The organism is Streptosporangium sp. NPDC049644 (assembly GCF_040675205.1).
Classification (GTDB): domain Bacteria; phylum Actinomycetota; class Actinomycetes; order Streptosporangiales; family Streptosporangiaceae; genus Streptosporangium; species Streptosporangium fukuiense.
The window spans coordinates 1-15,993 of the sequence record NZ_JBFAOJ010000142.1 but is presented as its reverse complement, the minus strand read 5'-3'; the positions used below and the strand labels follow the sequence as shown (position 1 = coordinate 15,993).

The window sequence follows — 15,993 nt, the reverse complement described above, 5'->3', positions numbered from 1 at the left end:
GCAGCGACCTCATTGATGGCTGCCTCGCGGGAACCGGCCTGGCCCTCACACCGGCATAGCCACTCACGACGTCACGAGTTCAACCTCAGTAACCAGCCGGGGCCGGCCTGCCTCACATCGACTGAATCCTCTTGATCATATTGTCGTACGGTATGGCCCATGAGCACCGTCCATCTCCCCGGCGACATGCGCCATCCCTGGCTCGGCCTTCTGCGGCACGTGGGCCCGATAGCCATTGAGCGCACGTACGGGGATGACCCCGAACACCTCGACTCCCGAAACTGGCTGGGCTCACCTGGAGCCACTGAATTCGAGATCGTGCAGCACGAGCAGCGTCTCGCTGTCCGCCTGCCGTCGAGCTACCGGGAGTTCCTCCAGGTCACCAACGGCTGGGACGAGGACGGTATCGCCGGCGGCCGATTGCTGCCGATCGGCGCGATCGGCCGGGTTCGCGATCTTGATCCGGAGCTGGCCGGCATCTGGTCGTCCCCGGACGAGGATCTACACGTACCCGATGAGGACTACTTCATCTACGGGGAAGAGCAGGACACGATCCATTTACGGGGAGAGTACGTACCGGACAGCCTCCAGATCGGCGAACACGATGACGGCACGTACCTCCTTAACCCTCACATCAGGACCCCAGACGGTGAGTGGGAGGCCTGGTACCTCGCCCCCTGGCTGGCCGGAGCCGCACGCTTCCGCTCCTTCTGGGATCTCATGAACAGTCAGTTGCGGGAGTACACAGAGGTCTCATAGGAGCTACACCATCCACCTCTGCCACCCGAAAAGGTCGGGACGACTGCGGAACGGCCCTCACCTGGCGACGGAGCCGTGCCGTGCATCGGCTGCTATCGCCGTCACCGAATCTCTGCGATCAGCGGTGCCCCAGGACATTGACCACGTGGCCGTTCGGATCGCGGACGAAGAACCGGCGGACGCCCCACTCCTCGTCCTGCAACGGATGCACGATCTCGGCACCGCTGTCACACATGGCCACATAGGCGGCGTCCACATCATCCACCTCGATGCTCATGTCCGGGGTGACGGGTGCCGTCTTGTCACCGGTCATGATGCTGACCTGTGCCGTGGGAATGGACGGAGAGGCGAGGGTCATGATTTAGCCGTGATTCATGGAACTCCGTGCTCTCCTCCAGGGCTTCGGACTGAATGTCAGGGACGATTCGACGTGCCGACATCGGCGACTCCTACAGCAGGCGATTGGATGACGCCGCCGATCAAGACTCCCAACAAAGTCCCGATGACGCCTACAACGACAGACCCATCTCCGGCCTCCTCTCACTCTGTCAGCAAACGCCGAAATCCGCGCCACTGGAACTGCGATCATAAAAGTGTTGCCGGGGAATGCATAATGAGGTTCAGGCCTGAACACTGGCGCCTTTGAGCACGTCGTAGCCGATGAAGGTGAACATGCGCTCTCCCAGGGCCAGAGACTGTGGTCGGCCGGTGAAGCGGTGCACGCCCACACCGAAACCCGCTTCCGGGTCCGACAGCCATTGCCGATCGAATCCGCGTTCTTCGAACCAGGTACAGATCAGCGGAACTCGGTCCGGCGCGGCACGGTGTCGGGTCCAGATGACGGTGGCGCCGGTGGTGCACAACTGGGAGCAGAAGTCGACGGTGCGTTCGATGTCCGCTTCGGTGATGTTGCCGAATATCCCACAGGCCAGCACGATGTCGGCCGGCACCATGCCCCGGTAGTGGTCGGTGAGCGCGGCATCAGCCGTCACCACCTCGACCTGCTCCAGCCCGGCAGATGTAACCGCGGACTGGGCGATCGCGGTGTTGCGCGGATCCAGTTCGACCAGACGCGTTCGGACATCATCACGACGCGGATGATCGACCAGCACATCGAGCACGTCACGGCCTTGCCCCGAGCACAGGCTGATCAGCTTCAGCGGACCAGCTGGGCAGGCGTCCAGAGCCAGTCGAATCCGCTCCTGGACGACCCGCAGTCGCCTTGCCAAGAGCGAATCGGGAAGGTCGTACTCGTCGTGCCAGGTCTGCCAGTCCATGTACTGCACCCTACGGACGCAGGTCTGCCGCCTCCAGCAAATATCGAGGAGGAGATTGCCGTACAGCACTGCTGAGCGCCGCGTACCTGACTGTCACCGCTTCACGGACTTTGCGCCAGCCCCATACGCACTTGGCCATTGACACTAAAGCGGGTGTCGCATGTTCGAATCATGCCGGGGGCACTCGCCTAAATAGACGTTATCGGTCCCTGAATGCAGTCAAAAGACCATGATCAGGGGACATTCACGGGATGATCATGCAAGCATTTCCCCAGGTCAGGATCCATCAGGGTGATCAGCCCGTCGGCAACCGGCCACGGCGGCCCGGGCAACCATGCAAATACGACCGTTGACCGTGCCAAATACGTGCGTACGTCCTAAGCGGCACCCCGCCGCACAAGCCCGACCTCCCTAATGATTCGTGCCCGGTGGCCATTCCGGCAGTGACCATCTTGCGCCTGGTCTGCCGTGCACACCGGTGGTGAGCGACAGCGAAGGCGATCTAAGATCATCGAGGCCCTCGACGCCGCCTGACCAGTGCCGCCCTACGCAGCCACAGCTGTCGCGGGGTCCCGTCCGGACTGCACGACACGGCGGCGTGCGGCGAAGAGTATCCGGTCGGCGTGAGGATCGCGTCGGCGGTCAGGGCGCGCCGGGCAAGGAGCTGAAACTCCATGCTGATGACGATCGTGCCGGCCGTCGCGATGCCCGCCGGGCCGTCGTTATGCGCCGGTTAGGCCACGGATGACCATCAACCATCAGTCACTTGGTCCGCCCCCGTCTCATTAGTGCTATTTTTCCGAACCACTGGAAGCTACCCGTACGTACCGGGCATGATGTCCCGTTCTCCTGGGCTGTCCATCAAGAGGAACGTCAATGACTCGCGCGGACAACGCTTTCTATGTGGGTCCCCCTTCAGAGCCTGACAAGTATCGGTTGTTGTCGCAGGTTGGGAGCGGCGGCGAAGCGGCATTGTGGCGGGCGGAGATGTCTGTGTCCGGTGAGTGGGAGCCGGTCGCGGTCAAGATCCTCAACCATGACAAGCAGCGCCATATCGAGGTCTGGCGCAGTAGATGGGCCGATCAGGTGGAACTGCTGCGGCTGATCCAGCATCCGGGAGTAGTCGGTATTCACCAGCACTTCCAGGGTGCGCCCATGCACCGCGCCGGCATGGCCAACGCGCAGGCGCCCGAACAGCTCTACCTCGTGATGAACTGGATCGAGGGGACGACACTTGCCGAGTGGCGGACAGTGCACCATCAGCCGGAGGCCTACTTCCAGGGCCTGCGCCATCTCATGCAGGTGGCAGACATCCTGGCATCGCTGCACCGGGGCGACGCCACACCGTCACGCCGCGAGGTCATCCATGCCGATCTGACCCCCTCGAACATCATCGTCAACACCAGCGGGCAGGCCGTACTCGTCGACTTCGGAATGGTGCGCATCGCCCGCCAGACCAGCCGAGTGGCCGAGGGCACGCGCGGCTACTGCGCTCCGGAGGTACTACGCGAGGGGCTGTACGCACCGGCCGCCGACCGCTACAGCTTCGGCGCGCTGACCTTCTTCATGCTCACCGGCGAGCATCCGTCGGAAGACCTCGCCGACATCAGGCAGCGTCTGTCCCGGCTGCCGATCGTTCAGGCGAATCCGGCCCACCTGGACCATCTCATGCGGATGTTCGATCCCCGACCGGACGACCGTCCCTCGCCGGACGAGTGGGTCCGCGCCTTTCGCCTGCACAGCACGACAACCGCAGGTGCGCCCGACGTCGGCCTGCCGCCACCCCGCCCGCCGGTCCGCAGCCCCAGGGCACGTCGCGGCCATCTATGGGCCGCTGGCGCCGGCTGTCTGGCCGCCGTTTCACTGATCGTCGCCGGGGCGCTGTGGCTGCTGCCCGGGCAGCCGACGGGCGGACAGTCGCAGCAGGCCGCAGACCCTTCGCGTACGCCCAGGAGCACGCCTACTCCGTCTTCCGCCCCGTCTCCCGTGCTGATCTCCAACCCGACCGAGATGCCGGATGTGACCGGCTTCCCCGCCGATGGCACCGCGGATTATCTGCGCCAACTCAACATCAAGGTGAACGTGGTCTACGAGTGGGACGAGAAGGCTGTCGAGGGAAGCATCACCAGCCAGTTACCCAAAGCAGGGAGCAAACTGCCCCCTGCAGTCCGGCTCACGGTGGCCAAACGCCCGGTTGTCAACTACCTCAGCGCCCTCACCCCCATAACCGATACAAAGCCGCAGTACACGACCGCCTACATCGGAAGGCATGCCTTCACCCAGAGCGCCGTCTTCTACGACTGCACCTCCTACTACAGCACGGGCTGGCGCAATGAGGCCGAATACGATCTTGGGCAGGCCTACACCGAGTTCCGCGCAACGATCGGCATCGGCGCGGCCGGTAAGGACGTCAGCGGCAAGTTTCAAGTTCTCGTGGACGACGTCGTCAAGAGGGCGGAGGTCTTGGCCTACGGCAAGAGCGTCGAGATCAGGGTGTCACTCAAGGGGGCGCAACGGCTGATCCTCAGGTCGGACTGCAACGACAGCGAGGACGAGGCCTCCCAGTTGTGGGGCGACGCGCGAGTGTACAAAGAGCAGTGATGGGAACCGCTTCCCTGGCGGGCGATGGCAGGCGCTGCTGGGATAAGACCGTACAGACGATCGCCTTCCACGGAGGTCCCTCATGTCCGGCACGATCGCCGAGGAGTCTACGACCACCGCCTACGGGCTGCGCCTTGGTGACGGTCGACTGCTGCCGGTTGGCGGCGGGCTCGTACTGGGCCGCACCCCATCCGGCTCGGGCTGTCTGAAGGACCCGCTGGTCTCCGCCCGACACGCCCGCGTGACCTGTACACCTATGGGCATGCAGATCGAGGATCTCGGGAGCACCAACGGCACCTGGGTGAACGGTCAGCGCGTCGTCGTTCGCGTCCTGCGCGAAGGGGACACCGTGCGGCTCGGGCGTACGCTTTTGGTCGCCGTGGCGCCCCGGGATTCCGTGGCCGACGCCGACAGTCGTCTGTGGCTGCTGGCCCGCTGGGAGCGGTTACGTGCCCGCGCGCCACGCGACAACTATCTGGACTGGCTGGCCAACAGGACAGGCATGGCCAGGAGGCGCCTGGATGAGGTGCGGCGGGTGCGCAACGCTGTCGCGCACGCTGACGGCCCAGTACAACCTCACCGGCTTGCTTCTGCGCTGAGGCTCATCAGCGAGGCTGAAAGAGCGTTGGAGACATGACCAGAGTCCGAGTGAGAGCGGTCGGCCGGCTGATCCCCCTGTCCGAGGACCGGAGCCTCAGTTTTGGCCGCGACCGCACCTGCGACGTCTGCCTGGACCCCGCCGACCGCGGCATCAGCCGGATCGCGGGAACCATCGAATGCGAGTCGGGCACCTGGTGGGTGGTCAACCACAGCACCAAACGCACCCTGCACATCGTCGATGACACCAGGCTCGCCGTCCCGCTCCCGGTCAACGCCGAGGGCTGGCCTCTGAGCAGGCACGCCGTCGGCCACCGGCCGATCACCATACTGGTGGCAGGAGAGCTGTGGACCCACGAACTGACCGTGGAACCCGGCCTCCACCGGCGCTCGGACATCACCCCTGGCGCGCCGGCCGATCCTCGCTCGACCATCTCGCAGGTGCCGACCCTGACCGATAACCGGCGGGCCGCGCTCGCGGCTCTGGCCAGTGGTTATCTTCGTCCTCACCCGGACTATGACCCACGCCCCCTCAGCTACGAGGGCGCCGCAGCGCTGCTAGGGATCAGACGCCGCCAGCTGATGAAACGCATCGAGCAGATCCGTGCCCAACTGACCGAGGCGGGGGTGAGCGGGCTCGACCCCGTGGACGCGCGCCGCTCCCTATGTGAATGGAGCCTGGCCATGCGGCTGATCAGCGCATCCGATCTTGCTCTACTGCCGAGCATGCCGCAGCCTGACCCCGACTAGATGATTGATTCAAAAATGTGTGGGATCAGTGGTCGTAGGCGGTGAGTGATCGGGCGGCGGGTTGGTCGTTGTGCCAGATCACGGTGGTCAAGGCCAGGATGCGGGTGATCACGCGGATGGTGACGCCGGCGAACATGCGTCCGCCGTGGCGTTCGAGGTCGAGCCGGCCCTTGAGGGTCTGGTTGATCGACTCGATGGTTTGACGTAGCGGCCTGAACAGATGCGCGCCGGAGCGTGGGGCTCGCCTTTGCGTGCCTTGCGCAGTAGGTGCGCACCTTCGGCGGCCAGGGCGTGTTCGAAGTCGCGGCCGTAGTACTGCATGTCCGCGATCAGGTCCTGGCCGCGGCGGTGTTTCAGCAGGTCAGGGTCGGTGGCGAGCATGCCCGGCGGGGTGAGGCGTTCGTCGGCCTTAGCGCCGGCCAGGGCGAAGGCGACGGCCAGGGCGAAGGCGACGGCCAGGGCGAAGGCGACGGGCAGCCCGCCCAGGGTGCACAGCAGGTGCAGGCGCAGGCCACAGAAGAAGCGGGAGTGGGCGGCCGGCGCCATGTGATCGCGGTGTACGACGACTCCGCGGCGACCTACCGGCGCGTCCTCCAAAACGGCCCCCTCAGGCCGACCAGGTGGCCGAGGCTCTTCATCACGCCCCCATGCCGTCCGGGACGCCCATCCGTCCCGGCCCGGCATGTGGCCCCGGTTGAGACCACGCCAGTTCGAACGGCATGTGAGTACTCCGCCGAGCTCATCGAGTGCCCTTTGTCGTGATCCTGTACGTGGCTCGCTCGTCGATCTCGTACCCCGTCGGCTTCGAGCGCCTCGGAGTCAGACGCGCACCTCCGCGGTGTGGGCGTGCCCGCGGCTGCCGCCCACCTCCACCTTGAGCGCGGTCCTGGCCTTGCGCACGCTGCGGTCGCTCTCCCTGACCGATTTCACCGGCCAGGGCAGCGTCACCTTCACCTCGTCGACGGTCCTGGACGGGTCGGAGACCGCGAGCCGTACCCGCTTGCCGGCGCGGCGGACCAGCAGTGTGCAGGGGCCATCGGCGGCGAGCGGTCCATCCGGGGTCTCGACGGTCCCCGCGCGCCAGAAGACGGCGGCGGTCACGCCGTCGCGCGCGATGGCCTGCACCGCTCCGGAGTTGGCGAGGATCTCGACCCGCCCCTCATAGGCTTCCATCTGCGTGATGGAGGCGTCGGGCAACACGGCGTAGGCGTAGCGTGCCTTGCGGGGGTCGACGCCGTGGTCGATGAGGATCGTCGTGTAGTGCCTGGTGACAGGGGATGTGTCGCCTCCGGTGGTGGCGCCCTTGTCGATGTCCCGCCAGCGGCCGGTGCGCCTCTTGCGGATCACCTTCGCGTCGGCGCCGTCGAGCAGCACGTAGCCGGCCACGCCGGGCAGGTGGATCCAGCCGTCGCCCCGGGTCAGCGGTGGGTGCCGGTCGTGGGTGTTGCGGTTCTCCACGATGGTCTCGATACGGCGGCCGTCGGAGGCGGTGATGCCGGCGCCGAGGGCGATCACCGCGTCGTCGAGCAGGAACCACGCCTTCTTGGCCCGCAGCGAGGAGCCGCCGGCGATCAGCTTCATGGCGGCCACGCCGTACTCACCGTCGAGTGCCACGCCGCCCGCCCACGGGGTGGGCGGCAGGCGACGGTGGTCGTGCGGGAGATCGGCGCGTCTACGGGTGTCGACCGTCGTGCCCGGCAGCCGGTACGGGTCGATCGTGGGCCACAGGTCGTCGTTCCAGTGGGTGAGGTCGCCGGTGTAGAGGTAGGTCATGCCGTCGCCGGTGTACCAGCCGTGCAGATTCTCCCGGTTCATGGCCTCGGCCGCGCCGATGCGCTCCGAGCTCATCGCGATCGCGTACCCCCAGGTGGGACGGCGGTGCACGACCCGGTCCATGTCGGCGAAGACGTACGTGCCCGTCGTGCGCGGGCCGACCGGCACCGACGGGTCCTCCAGCAGGGCCGTGGCCCTCGCGATGCTCGCCGGCGGTGCGAGCGTGCCGTAGGGGATGGCCTGGTTGCGGGTGAGCCAGCCTTTGACCAGCGGTCGCCAACGCCGGGCATGGCGCTCGGGGGCCGTCTCCAGCAGGGTGAGGACGGCCTCGACCGTCTTCTGTCCCGAGTGGTGGTCACGGTGGCCCTGCACCGAGATCTGCCGGCCGCGTACGCAGTCCATCATCAGCCCGTCGAAGACGAACGGCACGAACGAGCGATCCACGATGTCGTAGACGTTGCCGATTCCGGTGATCTCCCACGGTGACCTGGAGAGCATGGCGATCAGCTTGGCCACGCTCTCCAGGTAGTCCACGCCGTAGCTGCCGGTGTAGGGGTACACGTCGTGCTGGATGAACGATCCGTCACGGTAGAAGCCGTCGCCTGGGCCCCTTGTCGGCCGCAGCAGGTCGGAGACCGCGTTTCCGGCCCGCTTGACGAGGCGCGCGTCGTGGGTGAGCAGTCCGCGCATCGCCACCGCCATGGCCTTGCCCGCGCGGTTGGCGCCGGTCTCGACGACACCGGGGTGGCTGACGCGGCGCTCCGGGTCGGGGCACCAGCGGCGCAGGGGGCGCAACCAGCGTTCAAGGCGGTTCTTGGGCAGGCCGTCGTACAGCAGGGCGCAGGTGTCGGTCAGCGCGCGGGGGACGCCGATCTCCCACCAGAACCAGTTGCTGCCCCGCCGGTCGAGCCCCTCGTGGTACGCGTGCTCGTACAGGAAGTCCAGCGCCCTGACAGCGGTCTCGGCGACCTGGCCGTCCCGGTGCATGGCGGTGCCCGGCGTGGCCCAGGCCAGCGCCAGTGTGCGCATGCGGTTGTAGGCGCGGTTGAAGTTGCCCGTCCTGGGGTCCGACAGCGGCAGGTCGGGCCACAGGCTCGGGCGGTCGGGAGCGGGCTTCAGCTTGCGCAGCACCGCGTTGGCCGAGCCTTCGAGCGCCTGCGTCCTGTCGGTATGAGCGGAGTTGTACGACCCGCCGGCCAGCAGGCTCACCCACCGCTCACGCGCGGCGTCGAACGCGGCGGTGCCGGCCGCCTCGGCCGGCCTGTCCCACAGGGCGAGACCGGCCACTGTCGCGGCGCCCAGCAGGGCGGACCGCCGACTGAGGGGGTGGGTCATGACGGCCCTTCCGCCAATAGGGCAAGTACCAGATGAAAAGATCATAGGTCGACATATGGATGGATTATTCGACTCCTGTGACGGTGAGTGGGCGTACGAACGTCGCCGGGAACGCGCGGTATCCGGCTCAGGCGGTGAGCCGACAACACGGCACTTCGCGCGCCCACGCCGCCGGCATCCGCATCGGAGACCCGGACGTCCTCGACGACCTGCTTGTCCTCGACGCATTCCAGGTGGACCTGACGAAAGTCAGGTGAGGTCCGGCCGATCGTGCGCTGTGCGGCCCTCCCGCCGACTCCTAGCGTTCCTCCCATGCGAACGAAGACGGTACGGAAAGTCGCGGCGATCGTCGGTGTGCTGCTCACGATGGGGGTGACGACGGCGGAAGCGGCCGAGACCGACGGGCTGAGTGCGACCGCGATCGACCGCCACATGCGCGACTACATCGAGCGGACCCGGCTGCCCGGTGCCCTGATCGCGGTCACCAAGGGCGACCAGGTCGTGTACGCCGCGGGTTACGGCCGCACGGCCGGTGGCGAGGCGATCACGAAGGACACGCCGATGCCGCTCGCCTCGGTCTCCAAGTCGTTCACGGCCTTGGCGGTGCTGCACCTCGCCGACCAGGGCAGGCTCAGCCTGGACGACCCCGTCCGGAAGCATCTGCCCGAGTTCACCATGGCCGATCCCCGCGCCGAGAAGATCACCGTGCGGGAGCTGCTCCAGCAGACCTCGGGGATGAGCGACCGGACCTTCCCCGAGCTGACGCTCCCCGCGGCGGACACTCTCAAGGACGCCGTCGCGATGCTGCGGACCGCCCCGCTCGCCGCCGACCCGGGCACCAGGAAGATCTACCACAACCCCAACTACGCTCTCGCGGCGCGGCTCGTCGAGGTGGTGGCCGGGGTGCCGTTCGGCGACCAGATGGCCACCACCGTCTTCGCCCCACTCGGCATGACGTCCACCAGGACGGTGAACACCACCGTGGACCTCCCCGGCGCGGGCGAGGGTTACGTCCGCGCCTACGGCCGGATCGTCAGGCGTTCCCATCCGAAGTGGTTCGTCAACGGCGCCCACGGCGTCGTCAGCACCGCCGACGACATGGCCAAGTGGCTGATCACGCAGAACGGCGCCGGCCAGGTCTTCCCCAGGGAGACCGTCGAGATCGCCCAGACCGCGTCCGGGGTGGGCGGCAGCGGCTACGGCATGGGATGGGACACCGGGATGACCGCCGGAGGAGCGCCCAAGCTCCAGCACACCGGCTGGCTGCTCACCCACAACTCCGCGCAGACCCTGCTGCCCGCGAGCGGATACGGCATCGCCGTCGTCACCAACACCGGGATGATCTCCGGTGACGACGCGGTCATCATCACCGACGGCCTGGTCGACATCATCGAGGGCCGCCCCGACGCGGGCACCGTACCCTTCACCATGACCGCGGACCCCTGGCTGGGCGGCCTGGCGCTGCTCAACCTCGTGCTCGGCTTCGTGGGGGTCTACCGCGCCCGCGGTTGGGCCCGCCGCCGTGCGGGCCACCCCGGGTGGCGCCTGGTCGTACGGCTGGTCCCCTACGCGCTGCCGATCGCGCTCTTCGCCGGCCTCGCCGATCTGATCGGCTTCGTGATGAATCGGGTGGGCACGCTGGATCAGATCACCTACGTCTGGCTCGCACTGTACATCTGGGCCGGCACCGGCGCGCTGGCCGCCGCCGCCGTCGTCGCCTCCCGTCTCGTCCACACCGTCCTCGCCCGCCGCGCGGGCACCTTTGCCCCTCTCCCCGTGGGGTAGCGTGCCTGCGTGGCCTGGCGGTACGCGGAAGGACGAAGGTGGGGGCCGATGATCCGAGTGCTGCTGGCGGACGACGAGGCGATGATCCGGGCCGGCATCCGAGCGATCCTCGCCACGGCCGACGGCATCGAGGTCGTCGCCGAGGCGGCCGACGGACACCAGGCCGTCGACCTCGCCCTGGGACACCGCCCGGACATCTGCCTGCTCGACATCCGGATGCCGCGGCTCGACGGGCTCCAAGCGGCGGCCGAGCTGCGCCGGGTCCTCCCCGAGGTCGCCGTCGTGATGCTCACGACCTTCTCCGAGGACGAGTACATCGCGAGCGCGCTCGGCTCCGGCGCGGCCGGTTTTCTCCTCAAGTCGGGCGACCCGCGCGAGCTGATCGCCGGCGTCCAGGCCGTCGCCGAAGGCGGCGCGTACCTCTCCCCCACCGTCGCGCGGCGGGTCATCACCCGCCTCGGCACGCGGCGGTTCGGCAGGCAGGCCGTCGCCCACGCCCACGTACAGGAGCTGACCGCCCGCGAGCGCGAGGTCCTCGCCCTGGTCGGGGCCGGCCTGTCCAACGCCGAGATCGCCCGGCGCCTGCATGTCGTCGAAGGCACGGTCAAGGGGTACGTCAGCCAGATCCTCGCCCGTCTCGACCTCAGGAACCGAGTACAGGCGGCGATCCTCGCGTACGAGGCAGGTCTCGTACCCGAGGAGGAATCCCCGCTCTCGTCAGAACATCGGCGATCCTGAGCCCATGCGCGGCGTGCCCGGTCGGCTTTCCCGTCTCTTCGACCTTGGACTGTGGCTGGTGGTGTGCGTGCCGCCGGTCACGGCGGCCGTTTCCCCGCATGGGCGGGACGTGCTGACGGCTGCCGTGGGCGTCCCGCTGCTGGGGGCCGCGGTGGCGCTGAGCCGGAGATGGCCGCTGGCGGCGCTGGCCGTGCCGGTGGCGCTGAGCCTGGCCCTGGACGTGCGGATGTCGACACCCCTGTACTGGACGGCGCTGGTGCTCTTCGGCTACCTGGCCGGGCAGCGGATGGCGACCGCCCGTCCGGCGCTGTGGTTCTTCGGGGCCGTCGCCACCGCCGGGCTGCCACTGTGCGCGCTCGTCCTGCGGGACCTGTGGGGCTGGCCCATGCAACTGCTGACGCTGCTGCTCACCGTGGTGTTGCCGTGGTTGCTGGGCCGCTACCGCCGCCAGTACGCCGAACTGGTCGGTACGGGCTGGCGGCTCGCCGATCGGCTGGAGCGCGAGCAGCGGGCCGTCGCCGACCGCGCCCGTATCCGGGAGCGGGCCCGCATCGCGGGCGACATGCACGACTCCCTCGGCCACGACCTGACGCTGATCGCGGTACGGGCCGGTGCCCTGGAGCTCGACCCCGGGCTGGACGCCCGGCAGCAGGCGGCCATCGGCGAACTGCGGGAGGCAGCCGGGGCCGCGACCGAACGACTCCGGGAGATCATCGGTGTGTTGCGCGCGGACGACGAGCAGCCGCCCAGGGTCCCGGCCGCGGAGAACGCCGAGGCCCTGGTCGAACGCGTGCGGAGCTCCGGGGTCACGGTCACGCTGGAACACCTGGACGATACAGACGACCTGCCGCCCATGGTCGGCCTCGCCGTCCACCGCGTGCTCCAGGAAGCCCTGACGAACGCCGCCAAACACGCACCGGGCACGGCCGTACAGGTCCGGCTCGTACGGGACGGGGCGATCCTCGGCCTCAGCGTGGTCAATGACCCGGCCACGGTGGCCCCGCTGCCGGGCGTGGCCTCGGGCGGCTCCGGGCTGGTGGGGCTTGACGAGCGGGTACGTCTCGCGGGCGGCACGCTGCGCACCGGTTCGACCCCCGAGGGCGGCTTCGAGGTCGTCGCCGAACTGCCGGTCACCGGCGGCACGGCCCCACGCGCCGCCACCGCCGCCCGGCCCACCGTCTCCGCCGGGGAACTGGCTCGTGCCCGGCGGCAGGTGCGGCGCCGGCTGGTGCAGACCGTCGTGGTACCTCTGGCGGTGCTGGCCGGGATCCTGCTGCTCATGATCCCCATCAGCTTCGTCAGCTCCTCCTTCTCGGTCCTGGACCGGGACCGGTACGAGCAGCTGGAGGTGGGCGATGTGCGGTCTCGGCTGCCCGCGTTCACCAGGGACGGCCCGCCGGACGACGCCCCGCCCACGCCCGGGGACGAGGACTGCGTGTACTACAACACGAGAACGGCCTCGGCCGACGCCTACCGGTTGTGCTTCGCCCACGACCGTCTCGTCTCCAAGGCGGTCGTCGGAGGTTCGCGGTGATCAGGAAGTACCGGTAGGGCTCGTCGAGCTCGCGCGGGTCGAAACCGGTCCTGGCCGCGACCGCGTCGCCCGTCTCCGGGGCGAGCTCGGCGGTGCCGTTTCGAGGGTGCGGGATTCGACGGAGGTCATGGCCGCGACGCCGGTCGCGGCTCGCCGGCCGACGCTTCTCGGTTCCTGACCGGTCTGGTCACCTGTTTCGCCAGGCACGACGGCATCCCCGCCGCGGCACCCGCCACGCGGCGCTGGTAGACGCTGGGCGGCATGCCGACCAGTTCGGTGAAGCGGGTGCTGAAGGTGCCCAGCGACGAGCAGCCGACCGTGAAGCAGACCTCGGTGACGCTGAGGTCGCCACGACGCAGCAGCGCCATCGCGCGCTCGATGCGACGCGTCATCAGGTACGAGTACGGCGACTCGCCGTAGGCGAGCTTGAACTGGCGGCTGAGGTGCCCGGCGGACATGTGCACGCCGTGGGCGAGCGCCTCGACGTTCAGCGGCTGCGCGTACTCCCGGTCGATCCGGTCGCGGACGCGGCGCAGTCGCGCGAGGTCTTTCAGGCCCTGTGCCGCGGTGAGTGCGCGCCCCCATCCGGGATGACACATGAGAGAACTCCTTTCGTCGATGTCCGCGAGCACCTGGGCTGCCTGGCGAGGTGCTCGCCGACGAGGGTGGGGCCGGCGGCCATCGTGGCCGCATCGATCACCGGACGGTTCAGCGGACCTCCTGGATGCGGACCAGGTTGCCCGCGGGATCGCGGAAGGCGCAGTCGCGGATGCCGTACGGCTGCTCGGTCGGCTCCTGGACGACCTCGGCGTCGCCGGCCTGCAGCTTCTCGAAGGTGCCGTCGAGGTCGGGGGTGGCCAGCAGGATCCAGCCGTAGGTGCCCTTGGCCATCATCTCGGCGATGGTGCGGCGCTCGTCGTCGGTGACGCCGGGGTCGGCGGCCGGCGGCGCCAGGAGGATGGACGTGCCGGGCTGCCCGGCGGGACCGACCGTGATCCAGCGCATTGTGCCCTGTCCGACGTCGTTGCGGACCTCGAAGCCGAGGGTGTCGCGGTAGAAGGCCAGGGAGGCCTCCGGGTCGTCGTGCGGGAGGAAGCTCGTGTGAATGGTGATGTCCATGTCTGTCACGTTATCTGCGGTTCGGTGGTCGGTGCTTCTCGAATCCTGACCGGTCCGGCCACCTGTGCACCTGGGATCTCCAGAGCCGCCTCCCTGGTGATCACCGGTTCGGCTTCGCGATCTTCCGGCGGAGGGCTCCTCCCACAGTGAGCCCGTCTCCCCCGACGGCAGAAAACGGCCCGAACCGGCTCGGCTTCTGGCAGGCTCGAGCGAGACAGGACCGTTGACGGATGACGATCGTTCAAGTTGTCAGTGGTGCTTCGAGAAGCGCGATCGGCGGTGTGCGCGATGGCCTCTGGACGGCGGGCGGGTCACGGTGCCGACGGCGGTGTCCTCCGGGACCGTGATCGGGAGTCTCCCGTCCCGGCACGGACGCGGGTGAAGCGCCGTTTCCGCATGATGGCGGCCGTACTGCTGATGGGAGTCTGCGCCTGCGGGCCCTCCGTACCGCCGTCGGCCACCGACGGACAGGCTCCGGGCGTCCCTTTCGAAGAAGATATTTCACCGGCGTGGCTCGCCCCGTCGGAGACACCCCCGCCCGTGCCCCCTCCCGTTCGGAAGGCCGAAACGCCTTTCGCGCGGGCCTATCCCCGGGCCAGGATCCTGTGGATCCCCGCCAAGGACACGATGTCCCGTTCCGTCGTCGGTGCCCTGCCCGACGGGCGGCTCATCGTCCGCAGGTTCTCCCGGTACCTCCCGTACCTCGACCACGTCGACATCCTCGACCCTGTCACCGGCCGCAGCACGCTGTTGCACCGCAAGAACAGGGAGTCGTACACCGCCGTCGCGGCGGCGCACGGCACGCGCGTGGTGAAGCTCCTCGGAAACAGCGAGCCGGGTGGGTGGATTCTCGAGGTCACCGACATGCGCACCGGCCTGACCCGGCAGGTGATGAACACCTGGGGCGTTCCCGGCGGGCACTGCGGGACCGGCTGGCAGTACCCCATCGACCTGCAGTTCCATCGGGGTGAGCTCTACTTCTCCGGGTGCGTCACCAACGCCACCGGAGACGTGGGCGTCTACCGCATGGGCCCCGGCGACAGGACTCCCCGGCTGTGGCTGCGGGGACTGTACGACATCGTCTGGGAGGGCGACACCTTCCTCGCGAGGTCCCCCGTGGTGGCGGATTCGTCGGAGCCCGGGGAGTTCACCGGCTCTCCGCCGGTCCGCTACGGCCCGGACGGAGCCAGGCGCGGCGTTCCCGATCCGGCCTCGTACATCGCCGGGGTGGGCAGGGACCGGGACCGCCTGGAGTACGACGACGGCACCGTCGCCGGCATGAGCCCGCGTGCCAGGAACCTCGGCATCTCGCGTCACGGGCGTTTCGCGGCGTGGCGCGAGGGCGGGGCCGGATGGCTTCTCGACGCGCGGACGCGTACCGCGGTGCGCCTGCCGGGCCGGGAGACGGACAAGGTGAGCGTCTCCGACGCCAGGTACCTCCATTGGAAGACGGCGGACGGCTACCACGTCCTGGACCTGGCGGCCCTGAGCGACCGGGGTTGAGCGTCCTCGTCTCCGCCGGGGACCGGAGCCGGGCCGTGCGGCCGTGCTCCCGTCAGGAACGCTCCTCCCGGTTCGGGAAGCCCTATGACAGAGCGGCATGGGACCGCCGACGGCCGGGCCCCTCCACCGGCACGGGTGGAGGGGCCCGGGTCAGGGGATCAGCCCGGGGGGAAGTTGCCGTTCTTGGCGACCGGCAGGGCCAGCTGGCTGGCGCCGCTGAGG

At 68.5% G+C, this 15,993-nt stretch carries 14 protein-coding genes and 1 pseudogene; 9 read left to right on the top strand and 6 right to left on the bottom strand.

Going from position 1 to position 15,993, the window contains the following annotated elements; all coding sequences use genetic code 11:
- Window positions 1-159 precede the first annotated feature (159 nt).
- Window positions 160-759, top strand: a complete 600-nt coding sequence (locus tag AB0J58_RS41430; protein WP_364226559.1) for an SMI1/KNR4 family protein — start codon at window positions 160-162, stop codon at window positions 757-759.
- A 118-nt stretch (window positions 760-877) separates the two neighbouring features.
- Here AB0J58_RS41430 and AB0J58_RS41425 read toward each other — a convergent pair.
- Window positions 878-1,199: pseudogene (locus tag AB0J58_RS41425) on the bottom strand (VOC family protein).
- A 180-nt stretch (window positions 1,200-1,379) separates the two neighbouring features.
- Window positions 1,380-2,036 (bottom strand): SAM-dependent methyltransferase, encoded by a 657-nt coding sequence (locus AB0J58_RS41420; RefSeq protein WP_364226556.1) that lies wholly within the window; start codon window positions 2,034-2,036, stop codon window positions 1,380-1,382.
- An 876-nt stretch (window positions 2,037-2,912) separates the two neighbouring features.
- Between AB0J58_RS41420 and AB0J58_RS41415 the strand changes: the two genes are divergently transcribed.
- The 3 genes from AB0J58_RS41415 to AB0J58_RS41405 all read left to right on the top strand — a co-directional run bounded on the left by AB0J58_RS41415 (window position 2,913) and on the right by AB0J58_RS41405 (window position 5,984).
- Window positions 2,913-4,637: a protein kinase gene (locus tag AB0J58_RS41415; RefSeq protein ID WP_364226554.1), complete on the top strand. Its 1,725-nt coding sequence runs from the start codon at window positions 2,913-2,915 to the stop codon at window positions 4,635-4,637.
- Window positions 4,638-4,719: 82 nt separating this feature from the next.
- Window positions 4,720-5,274 carry an FHA domain-containing protein gene (locus AB0J58_RS41410; RefSeq protein ID WP_364226551.1) on the top strand — a complete coding sequence of 185 codons (555 nt, stop codon included), beginning with the start codon at window positions 4,720-4,722 and terminating at the stop codon, window positions 5,272-5,274.
- Window positions 5,271-5,984: an FHA domain-containing protein gene (locus AB0J58_RS41405; RefSeq protein ID WP_364226548.1), complete on the top strand. Its 714-nt coding sequence runs from the start codon at window positions 5,271-5,273 to the stop codon at window positions 5,982-5,984. Before AB0J58_RS41410 ends, AB0J58_RS41405 begins: the two co-directional genes overlap by 4 nt.
- A gap of 108 nt (window positions 5,985-6,092) precedes the next feature.
- Here the strand turns inward: AB0J58_RS41405 and AB0J58_RS41400 are convergent, their stop codons facing one another.
- Together AB0J58_RS41400 and AB0J58_RS41395 are read right to left on the bottom strand one after the other, a co-directional pair.
- Window positions 6,093-6,530 carry a hypothetical protein gene (locus AB0J58_RS41400; RefSeq protein WP_364226545.1) on the bottom strand — a complete coding sequence of 146 codons (438 nt, stop codon included), beginning with the start codon at window positions 6,528-6,530 and terminating at the stop codon, window positions 6,093-6,095.
- A gap of 273 nt (window positions 6,531-6,803) precedes the next feature.
- Window positions 6,804-9,092, bottom strand: coding sequence for a polysaccharide lyase 8 family protein (locus AB0J58_RS41395; RefSeq protein WP_364226542.1), 2,289 nt, complete (start codon window positions 9,090-9,092; stop codon window positions 6,804-6,806).
- Between the two features lie 134 nt (window positions 9,093-9,226).
- On the opposite strand from AB0J58_RS41395, the gene AB0J58_RS41390 reads away from it, so the two are divergent.
- Genes AB0J58_RS41390 through AB0J58_RS41375 form a run of 4 tightly spaced genes read left to right on the top strand, consistent with a single transcriptional unit; the run spans window position 9,227 to window position 13,149 of the window.
- Complete coding sequence (locus AB0J58_RS41390) at window positions 9,227-9,349, top strand: hypothetical protein (RefSeq protein ID WP_364226540.1); 123 nt, start codon at window positions 9,227-9,229, stop codon at window positions 9,347-9,349.
- 55 nt (window positions 9,350-9,404) lie between these two features.
- Window positions 9,405-10,877 carry a serine hydrolase domain-containing protein gene (locus AB0J58_RS41385; protein WP_364226537.1) on the top strand — a complete coding sequence of 491 codons (1,473 nt, stop codon included), beginning with the start codon at window positions 9,405-9,407 and terminating at the stop codon, window positions 10,875-10,877.
- A 48-nt stretch (window positions 10,878-10,925) separates the two neighbouring features.
- Window positions 10,926-11,615, top strand: a complete 690-nt coding sequence (locus AB0J58_RS41380; RefSeq protein WP_364226535.1) for a response regulator transcription factor — start codon at window positions 10,926-10,928, stop codon at window positions 11,613-11,615.
- 4 nt (window positions 11,616-11,619) lie between these two features.
- Window positions 11,620-13,149 carry a histidine kinase gene (locus tag AB0J58_RS41375; RefSeq protein WP_364226532.1) on the top strand — a complete coding sequence of 510 codons (1,530 nt, stop codon included), beginning with the start codon at window positions 11,620-11,622 and terminating at the stop codon, window positions 13,147-13,149.
- Between the two features lie 125 nt (window positions 13,150-13,274).
- On the opposite strand, the gene AB0J58_RS41370 is transcribed toward AB0J58_RS41375, so the two are convergent.
- Window positions 13,275-13,748 (bottom strand): helix-turn-helix transcriptional regulator, encoded by a 474-nt coding sequence (locus AB0J58_RS41370; RefSeq protein WP_364226529.1) that lies wholly within the window; start codon window positions 13,746-13,748, stop codon window positions 13,275-13,277.
- Between the two features lie 109 nt (window positions 13,749-13,857).
- The gene (locus AB0J58_RS41365; RefSeq protein ID WP_364226527.1) at window positions 13,858-14,268 is read right to left on the bottom strand and encodes a VOC family protein; all 411 of its coding nucleotides are present in this window, start codon (window positions 14,266-14,268) and stop codon (window positions 13,858-13,860) included.
- Window positions 14,269-14,895: 627 nt separating this feature from the next.
- On the opposite strand from AB0J58_RS41365, the gene AB0J58_RS41360 reads away from it, so the two are divergent.
- Window positions 14,896-15,771, top strand: coding sequence for a hypothetical protein (locus AB0J58_RS41360; protein ID WP_364226524.1), 876 nt, complete (start codon window positions 14,896-14,898; stop codon window positions 15,769-15,771).
- Window positions 15,772-15,993 lie beyond the last annotated feature (222 nt).

Excerpts from the sequence above, each read along its gene's own strand:
- AB0J58_RS41370 (WP_364226529.1), bottom strand. The coding sequence starts at position 13,748 with ATGTGTCATCCCGGATGGGGGCGCGCACTCACCGCGGCACAGGGCCTG.
- AB0J58_RS41430 (WP_364226559.1), top strand. The coding sequence starts at position 160 with ATGAGCACCGTCCATCTCCCCGGCGACATGCGCCATCCCTGGCTCGGC.
- AB0J58_RS41365 (WP_364226527.1), bottom strand. The coding sequence starts at position 14,268 with ATGGACATCACCATTCACACGAGCTTCCTCCCGCACGACGACCCGGAG.
- AB0J58_RS41375 (WP_364226532.1), top strand. The coding sequence starts at position 11,620 with ATGCGCGGCGTGCCCGGTCGGCTTTCCCGTCTCTTCGACCTTGGACTG.
- AB0J58_RS41400 (WP_364226545.1), bottom strand. The coding sequence starts at position 6,530 with ATGGCGCCGGCCGCCCACTCCCGCTTCTTCTGTGGCCTGCGCCTGCAC.
- AB0J58_RS41405 (WP_364226548.1), top strand. The coding sequence starts at position 5,271 with ATGACCAGAGTCCGAGTGAGAGCGGTCGGCCGGCTGATCCCCCTGTCC.
- AB0J58_RS41380 (WP_364226535.1), top strand. The coding sequence starts at position 10,926 with ATGATCCGAGTGCTGCTGGCGGACGACGAGGCGATGATCCGGGCCGGC.
- AB0J58_RS41410 (WP_364226551.1), top strand. The coding sequence starts at position 4,720 with ATGTCCGGCACGATCGCCGAGGAGTCTACGACCACCGCCTACGGGCTG.
- AB0J58_RS41415 (WP_364226554.1), top strand. The coding sequence starts at position 2,913 with ATGACTCGCGCGGACAACGCTTTCTATGTGGGTCCCCCTTCAGAGCCT.
- AB0J58_RS41385 (WP_364226537.1), top strand. The coding sequence starts at position 9,405 with ATGCGAACGAAGACGGTACGGAAAGTCGCGGCGATCGTCGGTGTGCTG.
- AB0J58_RS41395 (WP_364226542.1), bottom strand. The coding sequence starts at position 9,092 with ATGACCCACCCCCTCAGTCGGCGGTCCGCCCTGCTGGGCGCCGCGACA.
- AB0J58_RS41360 (WP_364226524.1), top strand. The coding sequence starts at position 14,896 with ATGTCCCGTTCCGTCGTCGGTGCCCTGCCCGACGGGCGGCTCATCGTC.
- AB0J58_RS41420 (WP_364226556.1), bottom strand. The coding sequence starts at position 2,036 with ATGGACTGGCAGACCTGGCACGACGAGTACGACCTTCCCGATTCGCTC.